Source organism: Pseudomonas fluorescens (assembly GCF_018614655.1).
Lineage (GTDB): Bacteria > Pseudomonadota > Gammaproteobacteria > Pseudomonadales > Pseudomonadaceae > Aquipseudomonas > Aquipseudomonas fluorescens_BX.
Genome location: NZ_JAGGOG010000016.1, coordinates 399,926 through 421,669, shown reverse-complemented (window position 1 = coordinate 421,669; position 21,744 = coordinate 399,926). Strand labels below are relative to the sequence as shown.

Genomic DNA, 21,744 nt, shown 5'->3' with positions numbered 1-21,744 from the left:
GTGCTCTTGATCTGCTTTTGACGTTGATCTTAGGCGCCCCGTTAAACCACGCTGGCTGAACGTAGGCATTGATCCGTGGGTAAACCGGCAGGACGCCGGTTTAGCCGCACTGGGCCAGGGATGGCCCATTGCGGCGGCCCACGGAGCAATGCCGGAGTGAGGGCATGCCGAGCCTAGGCGAGGCACCGAGTGGTGGGGCAAGAGCGTTTTGCTTACTTTGCCGCTTTTGCAAAGTGAGTCGCTGTAAAAGCGAAACCAATAGCAGCCGTAACCGCAGCAACAGATATGCACTCATCCTTGCCAGCTAAAAAACCGCCCCCCACCCCACCAAATCCCAAGCAAAAAAAGGGCGACCGAAGTCGCCCAAAATGCCTTGCGTGCTCATGTAACCCGGAAAGACCTAAGGCTTCTTACGCTTGTTAGCGTCCTTCCAGATAAAAATTCCAAATCCTACAAAAAACATCACCATGAGGCCGACAGTCAGCACTCCGGCAAATACGACATTATCGAAAAACATGACCGGCCTCCTGCACTTGCCCTGTTGCGATAGAGCTAAGTTAACCAAGAAGACGAGAGGAGAAATTGACAAGGATCAATGTCGCCCGCGACGGGGCGTAAAGAAGGGAAATAACTGACCTGCATCAATAGATGCAGGTCAGCTCAACGCTTTTTCGGTTTGCTTTTCGACTTTTTCTTGGCTTTTCCCAACGGCATCGCCTGTTCAAACGCCTGGCGTACTTCATTAAGGCGTTTGTCATTGAGGTCATGCACACGTTTGGCCCGTTCGGCATTCAGGTCAATCAGCTTGTCATCGTCACTCATGGCTTGGCTTACGCAGTGGCTGGAATGCCTCAATAATGCGGCCTGACCCGCCGTGCCGCAAACAGACCGTCAACAAAATCCATGTCATCGGCCCGACTTGCCTGCAAAACCGGACTTTCCCACTGACCCAACGAACCCATAACGTGTTACTGCACAAGGATTTTCCGCCCTTGCTGGCCCCTGCGCACCTTTGAAGCCCTCAGGGTCTGCCAGCAGCCCATCGCAGCCTCGTACGCGGCTACCTTAGACCTCGACATCCACCCACAACCCTTGCCGGGGCGCATCCTCGATCAGCGGTATCACCGGCACGGTATTGTCGGCGTTGAGTTCATCGCCAGGAATAGCCAGGTGCTGTTCAGCATCTTCGTTGGCTTCACGCCGACGCTTCTGCTGTTCCTGCTGACGTCGCTGTTCCTCGCGCAGCAGCAAAGTCGACTGTTCGGCATCGCCTTTTTTCAAGTCGATGGTGCTTTGGTTGGAGCCCGGTTGAACCGGCGCCACGGGAGGGATATCGGGTTTCTGGCGTGCCGGATCGAGTTGCGACGTCACGGGCACAACACTCAAGGGCAGCATGGGTGGCAGCATAATTATCGGTCTCCTGTCAGCAAGCTGTCGGCTGGTGAGGTAACGACTTGAGCCTGCGCTCGCCAACTTGTGAACCAATCGTCATCTATCTGACGAACGCACTGCCCTTTTTCTTGCCGCTTACAGCTTAAAGCTTGAAGCTGCACCTATTCCTTTTGGTCTGGAAGCCGTGTTCCGTTAGAATAGTCGGCTTTTTCACGGCGGGAGTCAGGCAGCATGGCGCAGCAGTATCAACCGGGGCAACGCTGGATTAGTGACAGCGAAGCAGAGCTGGGGTTAGGCACCGTTCTCGCACAGGACGGCCGCTTGTTAACCGTGCTCTATCCGGCCACTGGCGACACCCGCCAGTATGCGCTACGGAATGCGCCCCTCACTCGTGTGAGGTTCTCGCCGGGTGACACCATCACCCATTTCGAAGGCTGGAAAATGACCGTGCGCGAAGTCGACGATGTCGACGGCCTGCTGGTCTACCACGGCCTCAATGGGCAGAACGAGCAGGTCACCCTGCCAGAAACCCAACTGTCGAACTTCATCCAGTTCCGTCTGGCCAGCGACCGTCTGTTCGCCGGGCAGATCGATCCGCTGGCCTGGTTCTCCCTGCGCTACCACACCCTGGAACACACCAGCCGCCAGTTGCAGTCCTCGCTCTGGGGCCTGGGCGGCGTGCGTGCGCAACCTATCGCGCACCAACTGCACATTGCCCGTGAAGTCGCCGACCGTATCGCACCACGGGTTTTGCTCGCAGATGAGGTGGGCCTGGGCAAGACCATCGAAGCCGGCCTGGTAATCCATCGCCAGTTGCTGTCGGGTCGTGCCAGCCGCGTGCTGATCCTGGTCCCGGAAAACCTGCAACACCAATGGCTGGTGGAAATGCGCCGCCGCTTCAACCTGCAGGTTGCGCTGTTCGACGAAGAACGCTTTATCGAAAGCGATGCCGCCAACCCCTTCGAAGACACTCAGCTCGCGCTGGTGGCCCTGGAATGGCTGGTGGACGACGAGAAAGCCCAGGACGCGCTGTTCGCAGCCGGCTGGGACTTGCTGGTGGTCGACGAAGCCCACCATCTGGTGTGGCATGAAGAGAAAGCCAGCCCTGAATACTCGCTGGTCGAACAACTGGCCGAAGTGATTCCAGGCGTACTGCTGCTCACCGCGACCCCGGAGCAACTGGGCCAGGACAGTCACTTTGCGCGTCTGCGCCTGCTGGACCCGAACCGTTTCCACGACCTGCACGCCTTCCGTGCCGAGAGCGAAAACTATCGCCCGGTGGCCGAGGCCGTCCAGGAGTTGCTGGACAAGGGCCGTCTGTCCCCGGCCGCCCACAAGACCATTCAGGGTTTCCTCGGCAACGAAGGCGAAGCCCTGCTGGCCGCCGTCAACGATGGCGATGCGCAAGCCAGTGCCCGCCTGGTCCGCGAACTGCTGGACCGCCATGGCACTGGCCGCGTGCTGTTCCGCAACACCCGCGCCGCCGTGCAAGGTTTCCCGGAGCGCAAGCTGCACGCCTACCCGCTGCCGTGCCCGGACGAGTACCTCGAACTGCCGCTGGGTGAACACGCCGAGCTGTACCCGGAAGTCAGCTTCCAGTCGCAGCCCGACGTCGACGAAGAACAACGCTGGTGGCGCTTCGACCCTCGGGTCGAGTGGCTGATCGACCAGCTGAAAATGCTCAAGCGCACCAAGGTCCTGGTGATCTGCGCCCACGCCGAAACCGCGATGGACCTGGAAGACGCCCTGCGCGTGCGCTCCGGTATCCCGGCCACAGTGTTCCACGAAGGCATGAACATCCTCGAGCGGGACCGCGCTGCTGCGTACTTCGCCGATGAAGAGTTCGGCGCCCAAGTGCTGATCTGCTCTGAAATCGGCAGTGAAGGTCGCAACTTCCAGTTCTCCCATCACCTGGTGCTGTTCGACCTGCCGTCCCACCCGGACCTGCTGGAACAGCGGATCGGCCGTCTGGACCGGATCGGCCAGAAACATGTGATCGAACTGCACGTGCCCTACCTGGAAACCAGCCCTCAAGAGCGGCTGTTCCAGTGGTACCACGAAGCGCTGAACGCCTTCCTCAACACCTGCCCGACCGGCAACGCCCTGCAGCATCAGTTCGGTCCACGCCTGCTGCCGCTGCTGGAAAACGCCGATGACGGCGAGTGGCAAGCGCTGATCGATGAAGCCCGCGCCGAGCGCGAGCGTCTGGAAGCCGAACTGCACACCGGTCGCGATCGTCTGCTGGAGCTCAACTCCGGCGGCGCTGGCGAAGGTGACGCGCTGGTCGAGGACATCCTTGAGCAAGACGATCAGTTCGCCCTGCCGATCTACATGGAAACCCTGTTCGACGCCTTCGGCATCGACAGCGAAGACCATTCGGAAAACGCGCTGATCCTCAAGCCCAGCGAAAAAATGCTCGATGCCAGCTTCCCGCTCGGCGACGACGAAGGCGTGACCATCACCTACGACCGCAACCAGGCGCTGTCTCGCGAAGACATGCAGTTCATCACCTGGGAACACCCGATGGTTCAGGGCGGCATGGATTTGGTGCTGTCCGGCTCCATGGGCAACACCGCCGTGGCGCTGATCAAGAACAAGGCGCTCAAGCCCGGTACCGTGTTGCTGGAACTGCTCTACGTCAGCGAAGTGGTTGCCCCGCGCTCGCTGCAACTGGGCCGCTACTTGCCACCGGCCGCGCTGCGCTGCCTGCTGGATGCCAACGGTAATGACTTGTCCGGTCGAGTGTCGTTCGAAACTTTGAACGACCAACTGGAAAGCGTGCCACGGGCCAGCGCCAACAAGTTTGTCCAGGCACAGCGCGACCAGCTGACGCCACGGATCAACGCCGGTGAAGAGAAAATCTTCCCGCGCCACGCTGAACGTGTGGCCGAGGCACAGCGTCGTTTGGCCGCTGATACCGACGAAGAACTGGCGCGACTGACTGCCCTGCAAGCGGTCAACCCGACCGTACGTGACAGCGAACTGGTTGCCCTGCGCCAGCAACGCGAGCAAGGCCTGGCCATGCTCGACAAAGCGGCGTTGCGACTGGAAGCGATTCGGGTACTCGTGGCGGGTTGATTACCGCTCTGCCCTGCTGAATAAAAAGGCCCGCACAATGCGGGCCTTTTTTATTCCTGTAGCCGCTGGCGCAGCCTGCGATCGGCTGCGCAGCAGTCGCCAGGATCTTGAAACCACTGAAGGTCCTGCGGCCCTTATTGCAGCCTCGTGCCTCGGCAGCGGCTACAACGGGCCAAATGTATGACCTGACAGGGCTCTTGCCTGGTGACGCGCAAGAAGGTATCTACAGTTCAGGCGGTGACTGCGGTCGCCGGCACCTCTTCCGCCACCAACCCGTCCTTCATCCGCTTGGCATCCTTCACAAAACACCGCGACGCCTGGAACAGAAACAGCATGGTCAAAAACAACGCCACCGGGATCAAGTACATGGCGTCATGCAGCCCCACGGCTTTAAACGCCTCAGTCATCTGTTCAACGCCCGCCGCGTACATCGCCGAATGAGCAAAATGATCGGACAAAGCACCCACTACCACCGGCCCCAAACCGCCGCCCAACAAATACAACCCGGCAAAATACAGCGCCATGGCTGTGGCTCGAAGGCGCGGCTCCACCACATCCTGAATCGCGGTGTAAACGCAGGTATAGAAGTTGTAGGCAAACAACCATCCAACACTGAACAGCGCCACAAACACACCGATATCGATCCGCCCGGCATGCAACGCCCACGCAGTGGTAACAGTCGAAATGATCAGGCTGAACGCAGCGAACAACAGCCGACCATTGGCAATTCGTTGATGGATCTTGTCAGCAATCCATCCCCCCAGCGTCAGGCCTACCAGCCCCGTCACGCCGACAATGACCCCGGTCGCGACAGCCGCGTCCTGCAACGGCATCAGAAAGTAGCGCTGTAGCATCGGCACCAGAAATGAATTGCAGGCGTACGTCGCAAAGTTGAAGCACAGCCCGGCCAGCACCAGCCAGAGAAAAGTTGGAATGGCCAACACGCGGCGAACCGGACGGTCCACACGCTCCTGGGAAACCTGCACGGTTTCCGCCGCTCCGCGCTTGGGTTCTTTGATAAAAAACATGAACACCGCAAGGATCAACCCCGGCACGGCGGCAATAAAGAACGGCGCGCGCCAGCTGTCGAACGCCTTGACCATCGCGCCGATGGTGAAGAACGCCAGCAACAGGCCCAAGGGCAGGCCCAGCATGAAAATGCCCATGGCCCTGGCCCTGCGGTGAGCCGGGAACAGGTCACCAATCAACGAATTGGCCGCTGGCGCATAGCTGGCTTCACCGATACCGATGCCCATGCGTACCAGCAGGAAGGTCCAGAAACTGCCCACCAAACCATTGACCGCCGTCAGCCCGCTCCATGCCGCCAGGCCCCAGCCCATCAGCTTGCTGCGCGAACCGGTATCGGCCATGCGCCCCAGGGGCAGGCCGGCAATGGCATAGACGATGGTAAAGGCGGTACCGATGATGCCCAGTTGGAAGTCGCTGAGGTGCCACTCCATACGGATCGGTTCGATAATGATCGCGGGGATGGTGCGATCGAAAAAATTGAACAGGTTGGCCAGGAACAACAGGAACAGAATGCGCCAGGCATTCGCCGCTTGGGTCGAGTTCTGCATGGGTCCGTCTCTTTTATTGTTATAGAGCTGCGATGCCCGACGCATCCTGCCCGGAACCTGCAATCTAGTCAGCCACGACCCGGTTGTCTGTAATGATTCGTAAAGCTGATAGGGCGTAATTTCATTCCCGCAGACAAGGCTTCGGCCCACAGAAATATAAGCGCTTGCCCCCCTTCCCAAGGCGCGCAACACGATTAGAATGGCGAGCCTTCCGTTCCCCCCTCCCTTGCCTTTCTTATTGAAGACGCCCATGTCCGAAGCCAGCCCGTGTCTGAGTTGCGGTGCCTGCTGTTCACACTTTCGCGTGTCTTTCTTTTGGGGCGAATGCGCCTCATCGGGTGGAACGGTGCCCGATGACCTGGTGGTACAGATCAACCCCAGCCGGGTGGCAATGATCGGTACCGACAGCAAACCCGCGCGTTGCTGCAGCCTCGAGGGAGAAGTGGGGAAAAGCACGAGTTGCTCGATCTATCAGCAGCGCTCCAGTGTCTGCCGGGAGTTCGAGTCGTCCTGGAGCCAGGGCGAAGCGAATGTCGATTGTGATGCGGCTCGAGCAGCGTTCGGATTGCCACCGCTTCTGGAGCCAATCTACGCGTTCGAGCTGCCCATCAGCGCTTAGCATCAAACGTTATCGTCGGCATGCCAAAATAATTGCAATCAAAATGCCATTACGCCTTGCGATTCGCCTGACGCTTCTATACTGGACGTCATAGGTCATAGCCGCTGGCAGTGACACAAGATGACTCTGTAACGGGACATGCTATGGAATGGCTTGGTTTGCATTTTTTTACCGACCTTCCAGAGAACGGGCATTTATTACTCAACTGCAGTCATAACCCCTTTCTGGTGCTACTGGCGTATCTGGTCGCCTGTGCGGCGAGTTTTGGCACCCTCAACATGGCCGAACGGGTCGGGCATGTCGACAACCCCACAGCACAGCGCCGTTGGCGCTGGCTCGGTGCGGCTTGTCTGGCAGGCGGCATCTGGTCCACCCATTTCATCAGCATGCTGGCCTTCCAGACGCCCGTTGCCATTCACTACGAATTGACCATGACGTTCGCCTCGTTGCTGATCGCCCTGATCGCGTCGTTGTTCGCCATGCAAACCCTCAGTCATGCGCAACTGCATTGGCACCAATACCTGCTGGCCTCGATATGGATGGGACTGGGCATAGCGCTGATGCACTACGTCGGTATGGGCGCCATGCGTTCCGAGGCGGTGCCGTACTTCGAGACTGGGTTGCTCGTGCTGTCCATTGTGATTGCGATGGGCGCCAGCCTGGCGGCGCTCTTGCTATCGCGCTATTTGCGCAACGGCAGTGGCATGTTCCATCAGTTACTCAAATACGCCGCCTGCCTGGTGCTCGGTGCTGGCATTCTCACCATGCACTTTACCGGCATGGCGGCGATGAAGCTGATGCTCCCCAGCGGTGTGGCCCCCTCGGTGCCTCTGGACAACAACCCCATGCAACTGGGGCTGATGATGGCAGTGATCACCCTGCTGGTGATCGGCAGCAGCATCAGCGCCGCCTTGGCGGACAAAAAGCTGCAACACAAAGAAACTGACCTGCGGCGGGTCAACGCGTTGCTCAGCGAGCTGGACCAGGCCCGGGCTTCCCTGCAACAAGTGGCTCATTACGACGCCTTGACCACCCTGCTCAATCGTCGTGGTTTCAATCAGATCTTCGCCGAGAAACTCGCTGAAAAGACGCAGAGCAAAGGCATGCTCGCGGTGATCTTCCTCGACATCGATCACTTCAAACGCATCAACGACAGCCTCGGCCATGACGCAGGCGACCAACTGCTCACCGTCCTCGCCAACCAAATCAAAGGTTCAGTGCGCAGCCACGATGACGTGGTCGCCCGTTTTGGTGGTGACGAGTTCTGCATCCTGATCAGCATTCACCATCGCGACGAAGCACGGCATCTGGCTCAGCGCATCATGCAGAAAATGAAAGACCCCATCGAACTGGCGGGCCGGCGCATGGTGATGACCACCAGCATCGGTATCAGCCTGTTCCCCGAGGATGGCAGTACCAGCGAGGAACTGCTGAAAACCGCTGACCTTGCGCTCTACCAGTCCAAGGGTGCCGGTCGAAACAGCCTGAATTTCTTCAGTTCCAACCTGAAAACCCGGGCCTTTCTTGAACTGCAACTGGAAGAAGAACTGCGCAGTGCCCTGCGGGACAGGAACGAGTTAGTGCTGTACTACCAGCCCATTCTTGATCTGCAAAAAGGCAAGATCACCCGGCTCGAAGCCCTGGTGCGCTGGCAACATCCGCAACACGGGCTGCTGACGCCTGATCGGTTTATCAGCATTGCCGAGCACAACGGGTTGATTGGTGAACTGGACAACTGGGTACTCCGCCAGGCTTGTGCCGACTTGAGCCTGCTGTCCGAGCGAGGCTACCCCGAACTGACCATGGCCGTGAACTGCTCGGCGCTCAACCTGGCCCGGGATGAACTGGCCGATGAAATCGAAAGCGCCCTGCGCAGTAGCGGGATCGCCGCGCACCGCCTGGAGCTGGAGGTAACCGAGAACGCATTGATGGGCAATATCAGCAGTACTCTGGTGCTGCTGCGGCAAATCCGTGCCTTGGGCGTCTCGCTGTCCATCGACGACTTTGGTACCGGTTATTCATCCCTTGCCTATTTAAAGCGCCTGCCGCTGAACACCCTGAAAATCGATCGTTCGTTCATCCAGGACATTCCCAAATCCACCGCCGACATCGAGATTGTCCAGGCGATCATCGGCATGGCTCACACGCTGCACCTGCAGGTGATCACCGAAGGTGTCGAAACCGTGCAACAACTGGAGATATTACAGAAACATGGCTGCGACTTCGTCCAGGGTTACCTGCTCAGCGCTGCAGTGCCGGTCAGCGACATCACTGCGGTTATCGCGGGCCTGGATCAGCGCAACCTGCTCAACCCGTTAAGCCTGGCGGGAGGTAAAGATGTAACGCTGGCGAAAGACCCGGCGCTCGGACGGACAGATCCGACCTCAGTGGTAAGGCCAATACGCTGATCGCCGACGATTTGCTCAACGAGTTCGAAAACCCGGCGAAGATCCTCGACGGTGCGGCGATTCGACTGGCTCGCGAAAGCGGTCCGTCAGCCACCCGATATCCAGATCCTTGCCACACCCGGAAACAATTCCCACAGCCCTCGGCCACGGCGGGAACTGTTCCCATGACGCGCACGTCACCCTGGGCTGTGACCTTTCTTCACGGGCAAGATGCCATCACGGTGAAAGCGGTTACTCCGCTACACACTTGCAGCCGGAAAATTCACGCACTATTTTCGTGCAGGCTTTTCTTGCGCTGCCCTTTCCTGGATCAGAATCCACGGCGAAACCACCACCGCCCACAATGGAGGATCACGCTCAACCAGGTCCAGCGCCCGCGTTGCAGACACCTCGCCAAAGATCTCTGAAGCCAGCCAGCCCGCGACTTTCTCCCGATTATCTTCAGCCATCGCCTCGGCGGCCTCGATCAAATCCAGGCTGGCGTCGACCCACAATAGGGCACCCTTGGCAAAGAACGGCTCAAGCTCCTTCCAGGAGATTTCGGCGGTCTCGCCGAGCAGCTTGGCATAGAGGGTGCTAGGTTCTTGCGTCATGGGAGTTCACCTGAGGAAAAAAATCGGCGCAATCATACCGTCGAGCCTCTAGTAGAAAAACCCAGTTGCAAATGAGGTCCCGAGAGAAAGTGCCAGGAAAGCCAAGGATTGCCCGAAACTCTGGTATGACCCGCCGCAATTCTGTCTTTTTCTTTCATTTAAGCGACACGCCCGGGTTTTGCCCCCAGCAGCTAGCTTTTCAAGCGATCAACCGGCGCTCTACACTGTACCGGTACAGTTGCCAGGCCGCTGCCGGGGGATATCCGAGATATCTGATCCGGTTCTGTAGCCCACAAGGCCGCTAGAACTATAAAAAATACAACAGTAAGAGTGGAGCACTATGAATAAGGCTACTAAGCAGATTTCCAAACTGTTTGCCGCTATGGTTCTGGCCGGGGTTGCCAGCCATTCGTTCGCAGCTGACACCATCAAGATCGGCATCGCCGGCCCTAAAACCGGCCCGGTAACCCAGTACGGCGACATGCAGTTCATGGGGGCCAAGCAGGCCATCGCCGACATCAACGCCAAGGGCGGCGTCGATGGAAAAATGCTCGAAGCCAAGGAGTACGACGACGCTTGCGATCCTAAACAAGCAGTAGCCGTAGCCAACAAAGTGGTGAACGACGGCGTCAAGTTCGTGGTCGGTCACCTCTGCTCCAGCTCCACTCAGCCAGCGTCCGACATTTACGAAGACGAAGGCGTCATCATGATTACCCCCGCGGCCACCAGCCCGGAAATCACCTCCCGTGGCTACAAGCTGATCTTCCGCACCATCGGCCTGGACAGCGCCCAGGGCCCGGCAGCCGGCAACTACATTGCCGACCACGTGAAGCCTAAAATCGTCGCCGTACTGCACGACAAACAGCAATACGGTGAGGGCATCGCCACCGCCGTGAAGCAGACCCTGGAGAAGAAAGGCGTGAAAGTCGCGGTCTTCGAAGGCCTGAACGCCGGCGACAAAGACTTCTCCTCGATCATCCAGAAGCTCAAGCAAGCCAATGTCGACTTCGTCTACTACGGCGGCTATCACCCAGAGCTGGGCCTGATCCTGCGCCAATCCAAGGAAAAAGGCCTGAACGCCAAGTTCATGGGTCCGGAAGGCGTCGGCAACGACTCCATCTCGCAAATCGCCCAGGGTGCTTCCGAAGGCCTGCTGGTGACTCTGCCGAAATCCTTCGACACCGACCCTGCCAACAAGGCAATCGTGGAAGAGTTCGCCAAGAAAAAGCAGGACCCAACCGGTCCGTTCGTGTTTCCGGCCTACTCGGCTATTGAAGTGATCGCCGGTGGCATCGCTGCCGCGAAAAGCGAAGACACCGCCAAGGTGGCTGCTGCCATCCACGCCGGTACCTTCAAGACCCCAACCGGCGACCTGAGCTTCGACGCCAAGGGCGACCTGAAGGACTTCAAATTCGTCGTCTACGAATGGCACTTCGGCAAACCAAAAACCGAAGTTTCTCCTCAGTAAGCCAGGCATTACTGGCCAGAAAGCCCACTGTGCAAACAGTGGGCTTTGTTTTACGAGGTTTATGGGCCATGCACCCGCGATCCGGGCGCTGGCTCACCTGAAAATCTTAAAACCGTCACCAGCGGTTCGCTGGCAAACGCTTTGTGCAACCTGATCACAGAACAGGGCACCGAGCCGGAAATTGACTCCACCAGTGAAATGCGTATCGGGTTTTTAGGAGCGCTGTAATGCCTGAGATCTATCATTTTTTCCAACAGCTGGTTAATGGGCTGACCATTGGCAGCACCTATGCCTTGATAGCCATTGGCTACACAATGGTTTACGGCATCATTGGAATGATTAACTTCGCCCATGGCGAGGTATACATGATTGGTTCCTACGTGGCCTTCATCGCCCTTGCCGGGCTGGCCATGATGGGTATCCACTCTCTGCCGCTGTTGATGACCGCCGCGTTCATCGCGTCGATCGTCGTGACCAGTGCCTATGGCTACAGTATCGAACGCGTCGCTTACCGACCCTTGCGCGGCAGCAACCGTTTGATCCCGCTGATCTCTGCGATCGGCATGTCGATTTTCCTGCAGAACACTGTATTGCTGTCCCAGGACTCCAAGGACAAATCCATTCCCAACCTGATCCCGGGGAGCATCTCCTTTGGTCCGGGCGGCGCGGAAGAAGTCCTGATTTCCTACATGCAGATCCTGGTCTTCGTCGTCACCCTGGTGGCCATGCTGGGCCTGACCCTGTTCATCTCCCGCTCTCGTCTGGGGCGTGCCTGTCGCGCCTGCGCCGAAGACATCAAGATGGCCAACCTGCTGGGGATCAACACCAACAACATCATCGCCCTGACCTTCGTCATCGGTGCCGCACTGGCGGCCGTCGCTGCCGTGTTGCTGAGCATGCAGTATGGCGTGATCAACCCCAACGCCGGTTTCCTGGTGGGCCTGAAGGCCTTTACCGCGGCGGTATTGGGCGGCATCGGCAGCATTCCGGGCGCCATGCTCGGTGGGCTGGTGCTGGGGGTGGCCGAAGCCTTTGGCGCCGATGTGTTCGGTGACCAGTACAAGGACGTGGTGGCATTCGGTCTTTTGGTTCTGGTGCTGTTGTTCCGGCCGACCGGCATTCTGGGCCGTCCGGAGGTTGAGAAAGTATGAGTAAATATCTTAAACAGGCGCTGTTCAGCGCCTTGCTGGTGTGGGCCGTGGCCTTCCCGGTACTCGGGCTGAAGTTGAGCATTGTCGGGATCAACCTTGAAGTGCATGGCACCGGCCCCCTGACCTTGTCCGTTATTGGCCTGTGCTCGGTGCTGATGTTCCTGCGGGTGTTGTTCAGCCAGCAGGTCGGTACCTTGTTCAAGTCCAACCGTGGCCCGCTGGTCTCGCCCAAGGTCGGCCAGTTCCTGACCCTGCCGCGCACCCAGCGCTGGATCATCATCGGCCTGATCGTGGCCGCGCTGGTCTGGCCGTTCTTTGGCTCCCGAGGCGCCGTCGACATCGCGACCCTGATCCTGATCTACGTGCTGCTCGGCCTGGGCCTGAACATCGTGGTCGGTCTCGCAGGGTTGTTGGACCTGGGTTATGTGGGCTTCTACGCCGTGGGTGCCTACACCTACGCGTTGCTGTCGCATTACTTCGGCTGGAGCTTCTGGATCTGCCTGCCACTCGCCGGCCTGATGGCGGCCACCTTCGGCTTCCTGCTGGGTTTCCCGGTGTTGCGCTTGCGGGGGGATTACCTGGCGATCGTGACCCTGGGCTTCGGTGAAATCATCCGCCTGTTCCTGCGTAACCTCACGGATCTCACGGGCGGCCCTAACGGCATCAGCAGCATTCCCAAGCCGACGTTTTTCGGGCTGTCGTTTGACCGCACCGCAGCCGAGGGGATGCAGACGTTCCATGAGTACTTCGGGATGGATTACAACCCGGTGAGCAAGGTGGTGTTCCTGTACCTGGTGGCCCTGTTGCTGGCCCTGGCGGCACTGTTCGTGATCAACCGTTTGTTGCGCATGCCTATCGGGCGTGCCTGGGAAGCGCTGCGTGAAGACGAAATCGCCTGCCGCGCCTTGGGTCTGAACCCTACCATCATCAAACTCTCGGCCTTCACCCTCGGCGCCGCGTTCGCCGGTTTTGCCGGCAGCTTCTTTGCCGCGCGCCAGGGCTTGGTGACACCGGAGTCATTCACCTTCATCGAATCGGCGATCATCCTCGCCATCGTGGTACTGGGTGGCATGGGCTCGCAGCTGGGCGTGATCCTGGCGGCGATCGTGATGATCCTGCTGCCGGAAATGATGCGTGAGTTCAGTGAATACCGCATGTTGATGTTCGGCGCCATGATGGTGCTGATGATGATCTGGCGTCCTCAAGGCCTGCTGCCCATGCAACGTCCACACATGGAGCTGCGCAAATGAGCCGCGAGATCCTGAAAGTCGAAAACTTGAGCATGCGCTTCGGCGGCTTGCTGGCGGTCAACGGCGTGGCCCTGACCGTAAAAGAAAAACAGGTTGTAGCCCTTATCGGCCCCAACGGCGCCGGCAAGACCACGGTGTTCAACTGCCTGACCGGCTTCTACAAACCCAGCGGTGGCAGCATCCTGTTGGACGGCCAGCCGATCCAGGGCCTGGCCGGCCATCAAATCGCCCGCAAGGGTGTGGTGCGTACCTTCCAGAACGTGCGGTTGTTCAAGGACATGACAGCGGTCGAGAACCTGTTGATCGCCCAGCATCGTCACCTGAACACCAACTTCTTTGCAGGCCTGTTCAAGACGCCTTCGTTTCGCAAAAGCGAGCGCGAGGCTATGGAATATGCCGAGTACTGGCTGGACAAGGTCAACCTCACCGAGTTTGCCAACCGCCCTGCCGGGACCCTGGCCTACGGTCAGCAACGTCGGCTGGAAATCGCCCGCTGCATGATGACCCGCCCACGGATCCTCATGCTCGACGAACCAGCCGCCGGGCTGAACCCTCGCGAAACCGAGGACCTCAAGGCGCTGATCGGTGTGCTGCGCGAAGAAAACAACGCCACCGTGTTGCTGATCGAGCACGACATGAAACTGGTCATGAGCATTTCCGACCATATCGTGGTGATCAACCAGGGCACGCCACTGGCCGACGGGACACCGGAACAGATCCGCGACAATCCGGAAGTGATCAAAGCCTATTTGGGGGAAGCGTAAATGCTGCAATTCGAAAACGTTTCCACCTTCTACGGCAAGATCCAGGCGTTGCACGACGTTAACGTCGAAGTGCGCCAGGGCGAGATCGTTACGCTGATCGGCGCCAACGGTGCCGGCAAGTCCACCCTGCTGATGACCCTATGCGGTTCGCCCCAGGCTTACAGCGGCAGCATCCGTTACCTGGGTGAAGAACTGGTGGGCCAACACTCCTCGGACATCATGCGCAAGAGCATCGCGGTGGTGCCGGAAGGCCGTCGCGTGTTTGCTCGCCTGACCGTGGAAGAAAACCTCGCCATGGGCGGTTTCTTCACCGATAAGGGTGACTATCAGGAACAGATGGATAAGGTGTTGCACCTGTTCCCGCGACTCAAGGAGCGCTTCAACCAACGTGGCGGCACCATGTCCGGAGGGGAGCAGCAAATGCTCGCCATCGGTCGGGCATTGATGAGCAAGCCCAAGCTGCTGCTGTTGGACGAGCCGTCCCTGGGGCTGGCGCCGATCATCATCCAGCAGATCTTCGACATCATCGAGCAACTGCGCAAGGACGGGGTCACGGTGTTCCTGGTGGAACAGAACGCCAACCAGGCGTTGAAAATCGCCGACCGGGCTTACGTGCTGGAAAACGGTCGGGTGGTGATGCAGGGCAGCGGCGAACAACTCCTGACCGATCCAAAGGTGCGTGAGGCCTACCTGGGCGGCTAAGCGTTCTGGAATAATAAGTGAGATTGTGTGGGAGCGGGCTTGCTCGCTCCCACATTTGTTTTGCGTGCCCCCTTCAGTTTTGCAATATCTGAGTTTTTTCTTGATGGGCCTGTAACGGTTCCCCTCCCCCTTTCTCTAGTGGTGTAAGCAAGCACAAACGCTTCCTTACTCAACCTCACTGCTGGAGAAACATCATGACCACCACCACTCGCTCCCTGTCCGCTGCCACCCTCGCCCTGGCCCTGGGTACCGCCCTGAGCTTGTCTGCCCTGACCACCACCGCCCACGCTGCCGATGACATGCAGAAATGCTTCGGCATTGCCGAAGCCGGCAAGAACGATTGCGCTGCGGGCGCCGGTACTTCCTGCGCGGGCACCTCGAAAACCAAGGATCAGGCCAATGCCTGGAAACTGGTCCCGGCCGGCACCTGCCTCAAGACTCCAAGCACCACCTCGCCGACGGGTTTCGGCCAGGAAGCTACCTTCACCGCCAAGTCCTGAAACAGCCCTTCGCCTGAGTACTGATGATGACGCTTTCATCCCCGCACTTCGCCTCCCAGACTCAGGCGCCCGGCCTTCCCCGCCGGGCAGGGTTGGGGCTCAAGAACGAGCACTTCAACGAAGTGCTCGAAACCCTGCCCGATGTTGGTTTCTTTGAAGTCCATGCCGAAAACTACATGGTGGCCGGTGGTCCTTTTCATCACTACCTGAGCTTGATTCGCGAGCAGTACCCGCTGTCGCTACACGGTGTCGGCCTGTCCATCGGCGGCGAAGGTCCGCTGAACCGCGAACACCTGGCACGCCTGACGATGCTGATCGAACGTTATCAACCCCACTCTTTTTCCGAACACCTGGCCTGGTCAAGCCATGGCCCGGTGTTTCTCAACGACTTGCTACCCCTGGCCTATGACCACGAAACCCTGAACCGTGTGTGCGAGCACATCGACCAAGTGCAAACCACCCTCAAGCGGCCAATGCTGCTGGAAAACCCGTCGACTTATCTGCAATTCCAATCCTCGACCCTGGACGAAACGCTCTTCATCAGCGAAGTCATCCGGCGCACCGGCTGCGGTATGTTGCTGGACGTCAACAACGTGTACGTCTCCTGCATCAACCACCAGCGTGATCCCATAAGCTACATCGACGCCTTGCCACTTCACGCGGTGGGTGAGATTCATCTGGCAGGTTTTGCCGAAGACACCGACAGCCTTGGTGAACGCCTGTTGATCGATGACCATGGCGCGCCCATCGACAACGCCGTATGGCACCTGTACCAGCACGTGCTGGAGCGAACCGGACCTGTGGCCACACTGATCGAGCGGGATAATCGGGTGCCTGCTTTCAGCGTGCTGCATGCCGAAGCACGCCAGGCCGATCGGTATCTGATGGAGGTGCTCTCATGAACCGTCAGGATGAGTTTGCCAATGCGCTGCTGACACTCGACGGGCCCTGTCCCCAAGGCCTGTTCAGCAGCAACGGCGCTGACCCGGCCAGTCGTTTTGCGGTCTATCGCAACAACGTTCACAGCTCATTGATCAATGCCCTGGCCACCGGTTATCCGGTGACCTTGCAACTGGTGGGCGAAGCGTTTTTCCGGGCCATGGCGGGGCTCTACGTCCAGGCGTTCCCGCCAGACAGCCCGCTGATCAATGAGTACGGCAATGATTTCGCCGACTTTATCCAGGGCTTTGCCCCCGCCAACAGCGTGCCGTATCTGGCCGATGTAGCGCGACTGGAACGTCTGCGGGTGAAGGCTTATCACGCGACTGACGCGTTCTCCCTGGATCAGCAGGCCGTTATCACTGCCTTGCAACAACAATCCACCCTGGGCGAGTTGCGCCTGCAACTGCATCCCAGCGTCGCGACCCTGAACTCGGTCTATGCCGTGGTGGGGTTGTGGGCGGCGCACCAGACGGGAGAGTCCCTGGCCACGCTCAATCCCCTGCACGCCCAAAGCGCCCTGGTTCTGCGCGCCGGCCTTGAGGTCAAGGTGTTCGCCATCGACAGCGGTTCAGTGGCCTTTATCAACAGCCTCAACAACGACTGGCCAATGGAAATGTCATTGGCCTACGCCCTGGACGCGGCCGCCGAATTCGACCTGCACCAATGCCTGGCTCTGCTGATCGGCCACGGCGCCATCACTCATTTACACACCGAACAAAAGGTATCGCCATGAACACTGCCCCGCCGTGCCTGATCCAACGGGTCATCCAGCTTTTCGAAAAAATCCCCTACAGCCTGATCGCCTTCGTCGCACGCTTTTCGATTGCGGCCGTGTTCTGGAAGTCTGGCCAAACCAAGGTTGAGGGTTTTGCCGTGGACCTGATCAACGGCACCTTTGAACTGGGAGTGCCACGCCTGGCCAACTCCACCCTGCCCCTGTTTCGCAGCGAATATCACGTACCGTTGCTATCGCCGGAAGTGGCGGCCCATCTGGCCGCCTTCGCCGAGCACTTTTTCCCGATCCTGATCCTGGTGGGCTTCGCCACCCGTTTCTCGGCATTGGCATTGCTGGGCATGGCACTGACCATTCAACTGTTCGTCTACCCGGACGCCTACCCCACCCACGGCACCTGGATTGCCCTGCTACTGCTATTGATGGCCAAGGGGCCGGGTCGCCTGTCCATTGATCACTTGATTGCCCGGCGCAACCGTTAAAGCCGATCCAGCGCTTCACCGCTGCGCTTGAACCAGTGCACCAGATAATCCGCCAGCACTTGGGTCCGGCGCGGCAGCCCTCCTTGATAAGAGTGGACCAGGTACATCGGCATACTCCGGGTCTGATAGTCACGCAGGAGCCAGCGTAAACGGCCATCAGCCAATTCCGCCTGCAAGACGTAGGACGGCAGACGCGCGATACCGGCGCCCACCAAGGCAGCCTTTTTCAGCAGGTTGTAGTGATTCGAGGCAAACGTCCCGGAAACCCGAACCCGCAACAGTTCGTGCTGCTGGTGATACAGCCACTCTTCGCGACCGCTGTAATGGCTGTTGAGCAAGCAGCGATGCCCCGCCAACTCCGCGGGCGTCGCTGGCTCACCGTACTGCTCCAGGTAGGCCGGACTCGCACATGTCATCTCGTGCCAGGCCAACAGAGGCTTGGCCACCAACCGCTCGTCATCCGCAGCCCCTGCGCGCACCGCCAGATCAAAGCCATCCCGAGCCAGGTCTCGATAACCATTGTTGAGCTCCAGCTCAATCTGCACCTGCGGGTACTGTCTTGAAAACTCCAGTAACAGGCCATCGAAGAAGGTTTCACCCAAGGAAACCGGAACGGTCATACGCACCGGCCCAGCCAGGTCATCCTTGAGTCGGGCCAATGCCTGACGGGCCAGCTCGACCTGGACTACCAACGCCTGGGCCTGAGGCAACAAGGCCGCTCCTGCCGCAGTCAGGCTGAGCCTGCGGGTGGTGCGGTGCAGTAACACTACGGAAAACTGGGCCTCCAACTGGCTGATGCGCTTGGACAGTTGCCCCTTGCTGCACCCCAGTTGCTCGGCCGCCAGGGTAAAGCTACCCGCTTCGATCAACACGGCAAAGGCCGCGAGGTCATCCATTTCGCTCATGGATTGTTTCCATTTGAAAACCAAAGTTTGCCTATTAGCACGTTTATCCAGCGAAAAAACCACTCTAGACTGAAATCTCACCTACCTCTCTGGAGAAACCGCACGATGAAAATCCTATTGATTGGCGCCAGCGGCACCGTGGGTTCTGCGGTCAAGGCCGAACTGTCCCAGCGCCACGAGGTCATCGCCATCGGGCGCAAGAGCGGCGACTTCCAGGTCGACATCAGCGACAGCGCTTCGATTCGCCGCTTGTTCGAGCAAACCGGCAAGTTCGACGCCCTGATCTGCGCGGCCGGCAGCGTTAACTTCGTGCCCTTGGCCGACATGCGCGAAACCGACTTCGACCTGAGCCTGCAAGACAAGCTGATGGGCCAGGTCAACTTGCTGCTGATCGGCCGCGAATTCGCCAACGATGGCGCATCATTCACATTCACCAGCGGCATCCTCAACCGTGACCCGATTCGCACCGGTGCCTCGGCCGCGCTGGTCAACGGTGCCATCGACGCCTTCGTGAAAGCGGCGGCGATTGAGCTGCCACGGGGCCTGCGCATCAACTCGGTGAGCCCGACCGTACTGCTGGAGGCCATGGGCAGCTACGCGCCCTACTTCCGTGGTTTCAAGCCGGTTCCGGGAGCGGAGGTGGGACTGGCCTACGCGAAAAGCGTGGAAGGCCTGCAAACCGGGCAAACCTATATCGTTGGGTAACGGGCTTGTGATGCACCACCAGCCTGCGTAACGTGGCGGCACTTATCAGGAGACCCGATAATGCGTGCCGCCCGTTCCCTAGTGCTGATTGCCCTGCTCCCCCTGTTCTCCGCCTGCCAGATGTTCGAAAGCGAGCCAGCCAAGCCGTCCCTCGCAAGCCTGACCCGTATGCAGGGTGAGCTGACAGCCGTCGGCGAAAAACTGCTGTTCCAACCCTGCCATGACCAGCGCAACTATGTGGTCAACGACACCGGCGGTACCAGCATCCTGCAGGAAGCCGCCTCCCTCGCGGGCCAGCAAGGCGCTCTGTTTGCCGACTTGCGCGGCAAATTTTCCGGTGTCGCCAGCGGGACCCAAGGCCAAGTCGACCTGCAACAGCTCTACCGTGTCGAACGTTCGACCTCAGCCTGCGATGACCCCGACTTCAAGCGCATGATCCTGCGGGCCAACGGCCACAAGCCGGCCTGGGCATTGAATGTCACCGCCAAGGGCATGGTCCTGGAACGTGAAGGCCAACAACCACTGGCAGTGCCTTATGTGGAAGAGCAGTCAGGCGATGGCCGCTTCAACCTCATGACCGAAGCCAACAACCAGCACATCGAACTGTGGGTTGCCCCGCAACGGTGTGTCGACAGCGTCAGCGGCAGCCTGCAACACATGAGCGCAGAGCTTCGGGTCAATGGTCAGGTACAGCGTGGTTGCGCGGCGTTCGGCGGTTCCCGGGACGATTGATTCAGTCCGGGGCTGTTTTAACATGACCGCAAACCGCTATTGGGGCTTATAATCGCCGGTTTGCAAAACCGCCGGCCGCAACCAACGCCGCATACCGGATCCTGTCATGTTACGAATCACCGAACTCAAGCTGCCCATCGACCATCCCGAAGAAGACCTGCGGCCTGCCATCGTGCAACGCCTGGGCATCGCCAGTGATGACCTGCTCGATTTCACCCTGTTCAAACGCAGCTACGACGCCCGCAAGAAATCGTCGGAGCTGTGCTTCATCTACACCGTCGACCTGAACGTCAAAGGCGAAGCGGCCCTGCTGCTCAAGTTCGCCGATGATCGCAACATCAACCCGGCACCGGACGTCAGCTACAAAGTGGTCGGCCACGCGCCGGAAGGCCTGACTGAGCGTCCAATCGTGGTCGGATTTGGTCCTTGCGGGATTTTCGCAGGGCTTCTGCTGGCACAGATGGGCTTCAAGCCGATCATCCTCGAACGTGGCAAGGAAGTGCGCCAGCGCACCAAGGACACCTGGGGCCTGTGGCGCAAAAGCGTGCTTAACCCGGAATCCAACGTGCAGTTCGGTGAAGGTGGCGCCGGGACCTTCTCCGACGGCAAGCTGTACAGCCAGATCAAGGATCCGAAGTTTCACGGGCGTAAAGTCCTGCACGAGTTCGTCAACGCCGGAGCCCCGGAAGAGATCCTTTACGTCAGCAAGCCGCACATCGGTACGTTCCGGCTGACGGGCGTGGTGGAAACCATGCGTCAGCAGATCATCGCCCTCGGTGGTGAAGTGCGCTTTGAACAACGTGTGACTGACGTGCTGATCGAAGACGGCCAACTGAATGGCGTGGTGGTCGATGGCGGCGAGCAGATTCTGTCCAAGCACGTGATCCTGGCCCTCGGCCACAGCGCTCGCGACACCTTCCGTATGCTGCATGGCCGTGGTGTGTACATGGAAGCCAAGCCGTTCTCGGTGGGTTTCCGGATCGAGCACCCGCAGTCGCTGATCGACGCCGCACGCCTGGGCAAATACGCCGGGCACCCCAAACTCGGCGCCGCCGATTACAAACTGGTGCACCACGCCAAGAACGGACGTTCGGTCTACAGCTTCTGCATGTGCCCGGGCGGTACGGTGGTAGCGGCGACTTCCGAGCCAAACCGTGTCGTGACCAACGGCATGAGCCAATACTCGCGCAACGAACGCAACGCCAACTCCGGGATCGTGGTAGGCATCACCCCGGAAGTGGACTATCCGGGTGGCCCGCTGGCCGGGATCGAGTTACAGGAGCGCCTGGAGTCCCACGCGTTCATCCTCGGTGGCAGCAACTACGAGGCCCCGGCGCAGTTGGTGGGTGACTTCATCGCCGGCAAGCCCTCCACCGCCATCGGGACTGTCGAACCGTCCTACAAGCCTGGGGTCGCCTTGGGTGACCTGGCCCTGGCCTTGCCGGACTTCGCCATCGAAGCCATCCGCGAAGCCTTGCCCGCGTTCGAGAAGCAGATCAAAGGTTACTCGTTGCACGACGCGGTATTGACCGGGATCGAGACCCGCACTTCATCGCCGCTGCGGATTACGCGCAACGAAACGATGCAGAGTTTGAATGTGAAGGGCCTGTTTCCAGCCGGTGAAGGGGCTGGTTATGCCGGTGGGATTCTGTCAGCGGGCGTCGATGGGATTCGGATTGCCGAGGCTGTGGCACGGGACATGTTGGGCATCGAGGCCTGATACCGCGTTTGCAGGAGCTGGCT

The 21,744-nt window shown here is 59.3% G+C and carries 21 protein-coding genes; 15 read left to right on the top strand and 6 right to left on the bottom strand.

The window, feature by feature from the left end; all coding sequences use genetic code 11:
* Window positions 1–400: 400 nt before the first annotated feature.
* The 3 genes from ccoM to J7E41_RS17910 form a co-directional block, all read right to left on the bottom strand.
* Window positions 401–517 carry a cytochrome c oxidase subunit CcoM gene (gene ccoM / locus J7E41_RS28350; protein WP_010176679.1) on the bottom strand — a complete coding sequence of 39 codons (117 nt, stop codon included), beginning with the start codon at window positions 515–517 and terminating at the stop codon, window positions 401–403.
* 143 nt (window positions 518–660) lie between these two features.
* Window positions 661–822 (bottom strand): hypothetical protein, encoded by a 162-nt coding sequence (locus J7E41_RS17915; RefSeq protein ID WP_214994753.1) that lies wholly within the window; start codon window positions 820–822, stop codon window positions 661–663.
* A gap of 243 nt (window positions 823–1,065) precedes the next feature.
* The gene (locus J7E41_RS17910) at window positions 1,066–1,407 is read right to left on the bottom strand and encodes an aspartate-semialdehyde dehydrogenase (RefSeq protein WP_169353258.1); all 342 of its coding nucleotides are present in this window, start codon (window positions 1,405–1,407) and stop codon (window positions 1,066–1,068) included.
* A 216-nt stretch (window positions 1,408–1,623) separates the two neighbouring features.
* Here J7E41_RS17910 and rapA point away from each other — a divergent pair, with 216 nt between their 5' ends.
* The gene (gene rapA / locus J7E41_RS17905) at window positions 1,624–4,470 is read left to right on the top strand and encodes an RNA polymerase-associated protein RapA (RefSeq protein ID WP_214994752.1); all 2,847 of its coding nucleotides are present in this window, start codon (window positions 1,624–1,626) and stop codon (window positions 4,468–4,470) included.
* Between the two features lie 230 nt (window positions 4,471–4,700).
* On the opposite strand, the gene J7E41_RS17900 is transcribed toward rapA, so the two are convergent.
* On the bottom strand, window positions 4,701–6,047 hold the full coding sequence (locus J7E41_RS17900; RefSeq protein ID WP_251029544.1) for a spinster family MFS transporter: 1,347 nt from the start codon (window positions 6,045–6,047) through the stop codon (window positions 4,701–4,703).
* A 250-nt stretch (window positions 6,048–6,297) separates the two neighbouring features.
* Here J7E41_RS17900 and J7E41_RS17895 point away from each other — a divergent pair, with 250 nt between their 5' ends.
* Both J7E41_RS17895 and J7E41_RS17890 read left to right on the top strand, forming a co-directional pair.
* Window positions 6,298–6,666, top strand: a complete 369-nt coding sequence (locus tag J7E41_RS17895) for a YkgJ family cysteine cluster protein (RefSeq protein ID WP_179449293.1) — start codon at window positions 6,298–6,300, stop codon at window positions 6,664–6,666.
* A gap of 143 nt (window positions 6,667–6,809) precedes the next feature.
* Window positions 6,810–9,074, top strand: coding sequence for a putative bifunctional diguanylate cyclase/phosphodiesterase (locus J7E41_RS17890; RefSeq protein WP_214994748.1), 2,265 nt, complete (start codon window positions 6,810–6,812; stop codon window positions 9,072–9,074).
* Window positions 9,075–9,343: 269 nt separating this feature from the next.
* On the opposite strand, the gene J7E41_RS17885 is transcribed toward J7E41_RS17890, so the two are convergent.
* Entirely contained in the window at window positions 9,344–9,667 is a 324-nt protein-coding gene (locus tag J7E41_RS17885) for a DUF2288 domain-containing protein (protein ID WP_214994746.1), read from the bottom strand.
* 340 nt (window positions 9,668–10,007) lie between these two features.
* Between J7E41_RS17885 and J7E41_RS17880 the strand changes: the two genes are divergently transcribed.
* The 9 genes from J7E41_RS17880 (at window position 10,008) to J7E41_RS17840 (ending at window position 17,659) form a co-directional block, all read left to right on the top strand.
* Window positions 10,008–11,135, top strand: coding sequence for a branched-chain amino acid ABC transporter substrate-binding protein (locus tag J7E41_RS17880; protein ID WP_214994744.1), 1,128 nt, complete (start codon window positions 10,008–10,010; stop codon window positions 11,133–11,135).
* A 227-nt stretch (window positions 11,136–11,362) separates the two neighbouring features.
* Window positions 11,363–12,286, top strand: coding sequence for a high-affinity branched-chain amino acid ABC transporter permease LivH (livH, locus tag J7E41_RS17875; protein ID WP_214994742.1), 924 nt, complete (start codon window positions 11,363–11,365; stop codon window positions 12,284–12,286).
* Complete coding sequence (locus J7E41_RS17870; protein WP_214994741.1) at window positions 12,283–13,536, top strand: high-affinity branched-chain amino acid ABC transporter permease LivM; 1,254 nt, start codon at window positions 12,283–12,285, stop codon at window positions 13,534–13,536. The genes livH and J7E41_RS17870 overlap by 4 nt, the downstream gene beginning before the upstream one ends.
* Window positions 13,533–14,300 carry a high-affinity branched-chain amino acid ABC transporter ATP-binding protein LivG gene (gene livG, locus J7E41_RS17865; protein ID WP_214994740.1) on the top strand — a complete coding sequence of 256 codons (768 nt, stop codon included), beginning with the start codon at window positions 13,533–13,535 and terminating at the stop codon, window positions 14,298–14,300. Before J7E41_RS17870 ends, livG begins: the two co-directional genes overlap by 4 nt.
* The gene (locus J7E41_RS17860; RefSeq protein WP_155581561.1) at window positions 14,301–15,002 is read left to right on the top strand and encodes an ABC transporter ATP-binding protein; all 702 of its coding nucleotides are present in this window, start codon (window positions 14,301–14,303) and stop codon (window positions 15,000–15,002) included.
* A gap of 194 nt (window positions 15,003–15,196) precedes the next feature.
* Window positions 15,197–15,502: a BufA1 family periplasmic bufferin-type metallophore gene (locus tag J7E41_RS17855; RefSeq protein ID WP_214994739.1), complete on the top strand. Its 306-nt coding sequence runs from the start codon at window positions 15,197–15,199 to the stop codon at window positions 15,500–15,502.
* Window positions 15,503–15,525: 23 nt separating this feature from the next.
* Window positions 15,526–16,404, top strand: a complete 879-nt coding sequence (gene bufB / locus J7E41_RS17850; RefSeq protein ID WP_214994738.1) for an MNIO family bufferin maturase — start codon at window positions 15,526–15,528, stop codon at window positions 16,402–16,404.
* Complete coding sequence (locus tag J7E41_RS17845) at window positions 16,401–17,177, top strand: HvfC/BufC N-terminal domain-containing protein (protein ID WP_214994737.1); 777 nt, start codon at window positions 16,401–16,403, stop codon at window positions 17,175–17,177. Before bufB ends, J7E41_RS17845 begins: the two co-directional genes overlap by 4 nt.
* Window positions 17,174–17,659: a DoxX family protein gene (locus tag J7E41_RS17840; RefSeq protein WP_214994736.1), complete on the top strand. Its 486-nt coding sequence runs from the start codon at window positions 17,174–17,176 to the stop codon at window positions 17,657–17,659. The genes J7E41_RS17845 and J7E41_RS17840 overlap by 4 nt, the downstream gene beginning before the upstream one ends.
* On the opposite strand, the gene J7E41_RS17835 is transcribed toward J7E41_RS17840, so the two are convergent.
* Complete coding sequence (locus J7E41_RS17835; RefSeq protein WP_214994734.1) at window positions 17,656–18,564, bottom strand: LysR family transcriptional regulator; 909 nt, start codon at window positions 18,562–18,564, stop codon at window positions 17,656–17,658. The two genes, J7E41_RS17840 and J7E41_RS17835, sit on opposite strands and share 4 nt — an antisense overlap.
* Before the next feature lie 105 nt (window positions 18,565–18,669).
* On the opposite strand from J7E41_RS17835, the gene J7E41_RS17830 reads away from it, so the two are divergent.
* The 3 genes from J7E41_RS17830 to J7E41_RS17820 all read left to right on the top strand — a co-directional run bounded on the left by J7E41_RS17830 (window position 18,670) and on the right by J7E41_RS17820 (window position 21,721).
* Entirely contained in the window at window positions 18,670–19,269 is a 600-nt protein-coding gene (locus tag J7E41_RS17830) for a short chain dehydrogenase (RefSeq protein WP_214994732.1), read from the top strand.
* A 60-nt stretch (window positions 19,270–19,329) separates the two neighbouring features.
* Entirely contained in the window at window positions 19,330–20,001 is a 672-nt protein-coding gene (locus tag J7E41_RS17825) for a COG3650 family protein (RefSeq protein ID WP_214994730.1), read from the top strand.
* 106 nt (window positions 20,002–20,107) lie between these two features.
* A complete protein-coding gene (locus tag J7E41_RS17820) occupies window positions 20,108–21,721 on the top strand; it encodes an NAD(P)/FAD-dependent oxidoreductase (RefSeq protein WP_214994728.1) in 1,614 nt (537 codons plus the stop codon).
* The last annotated feature ends 23 nt before the right edge of the window (window positions 21,722–21,744 follow it).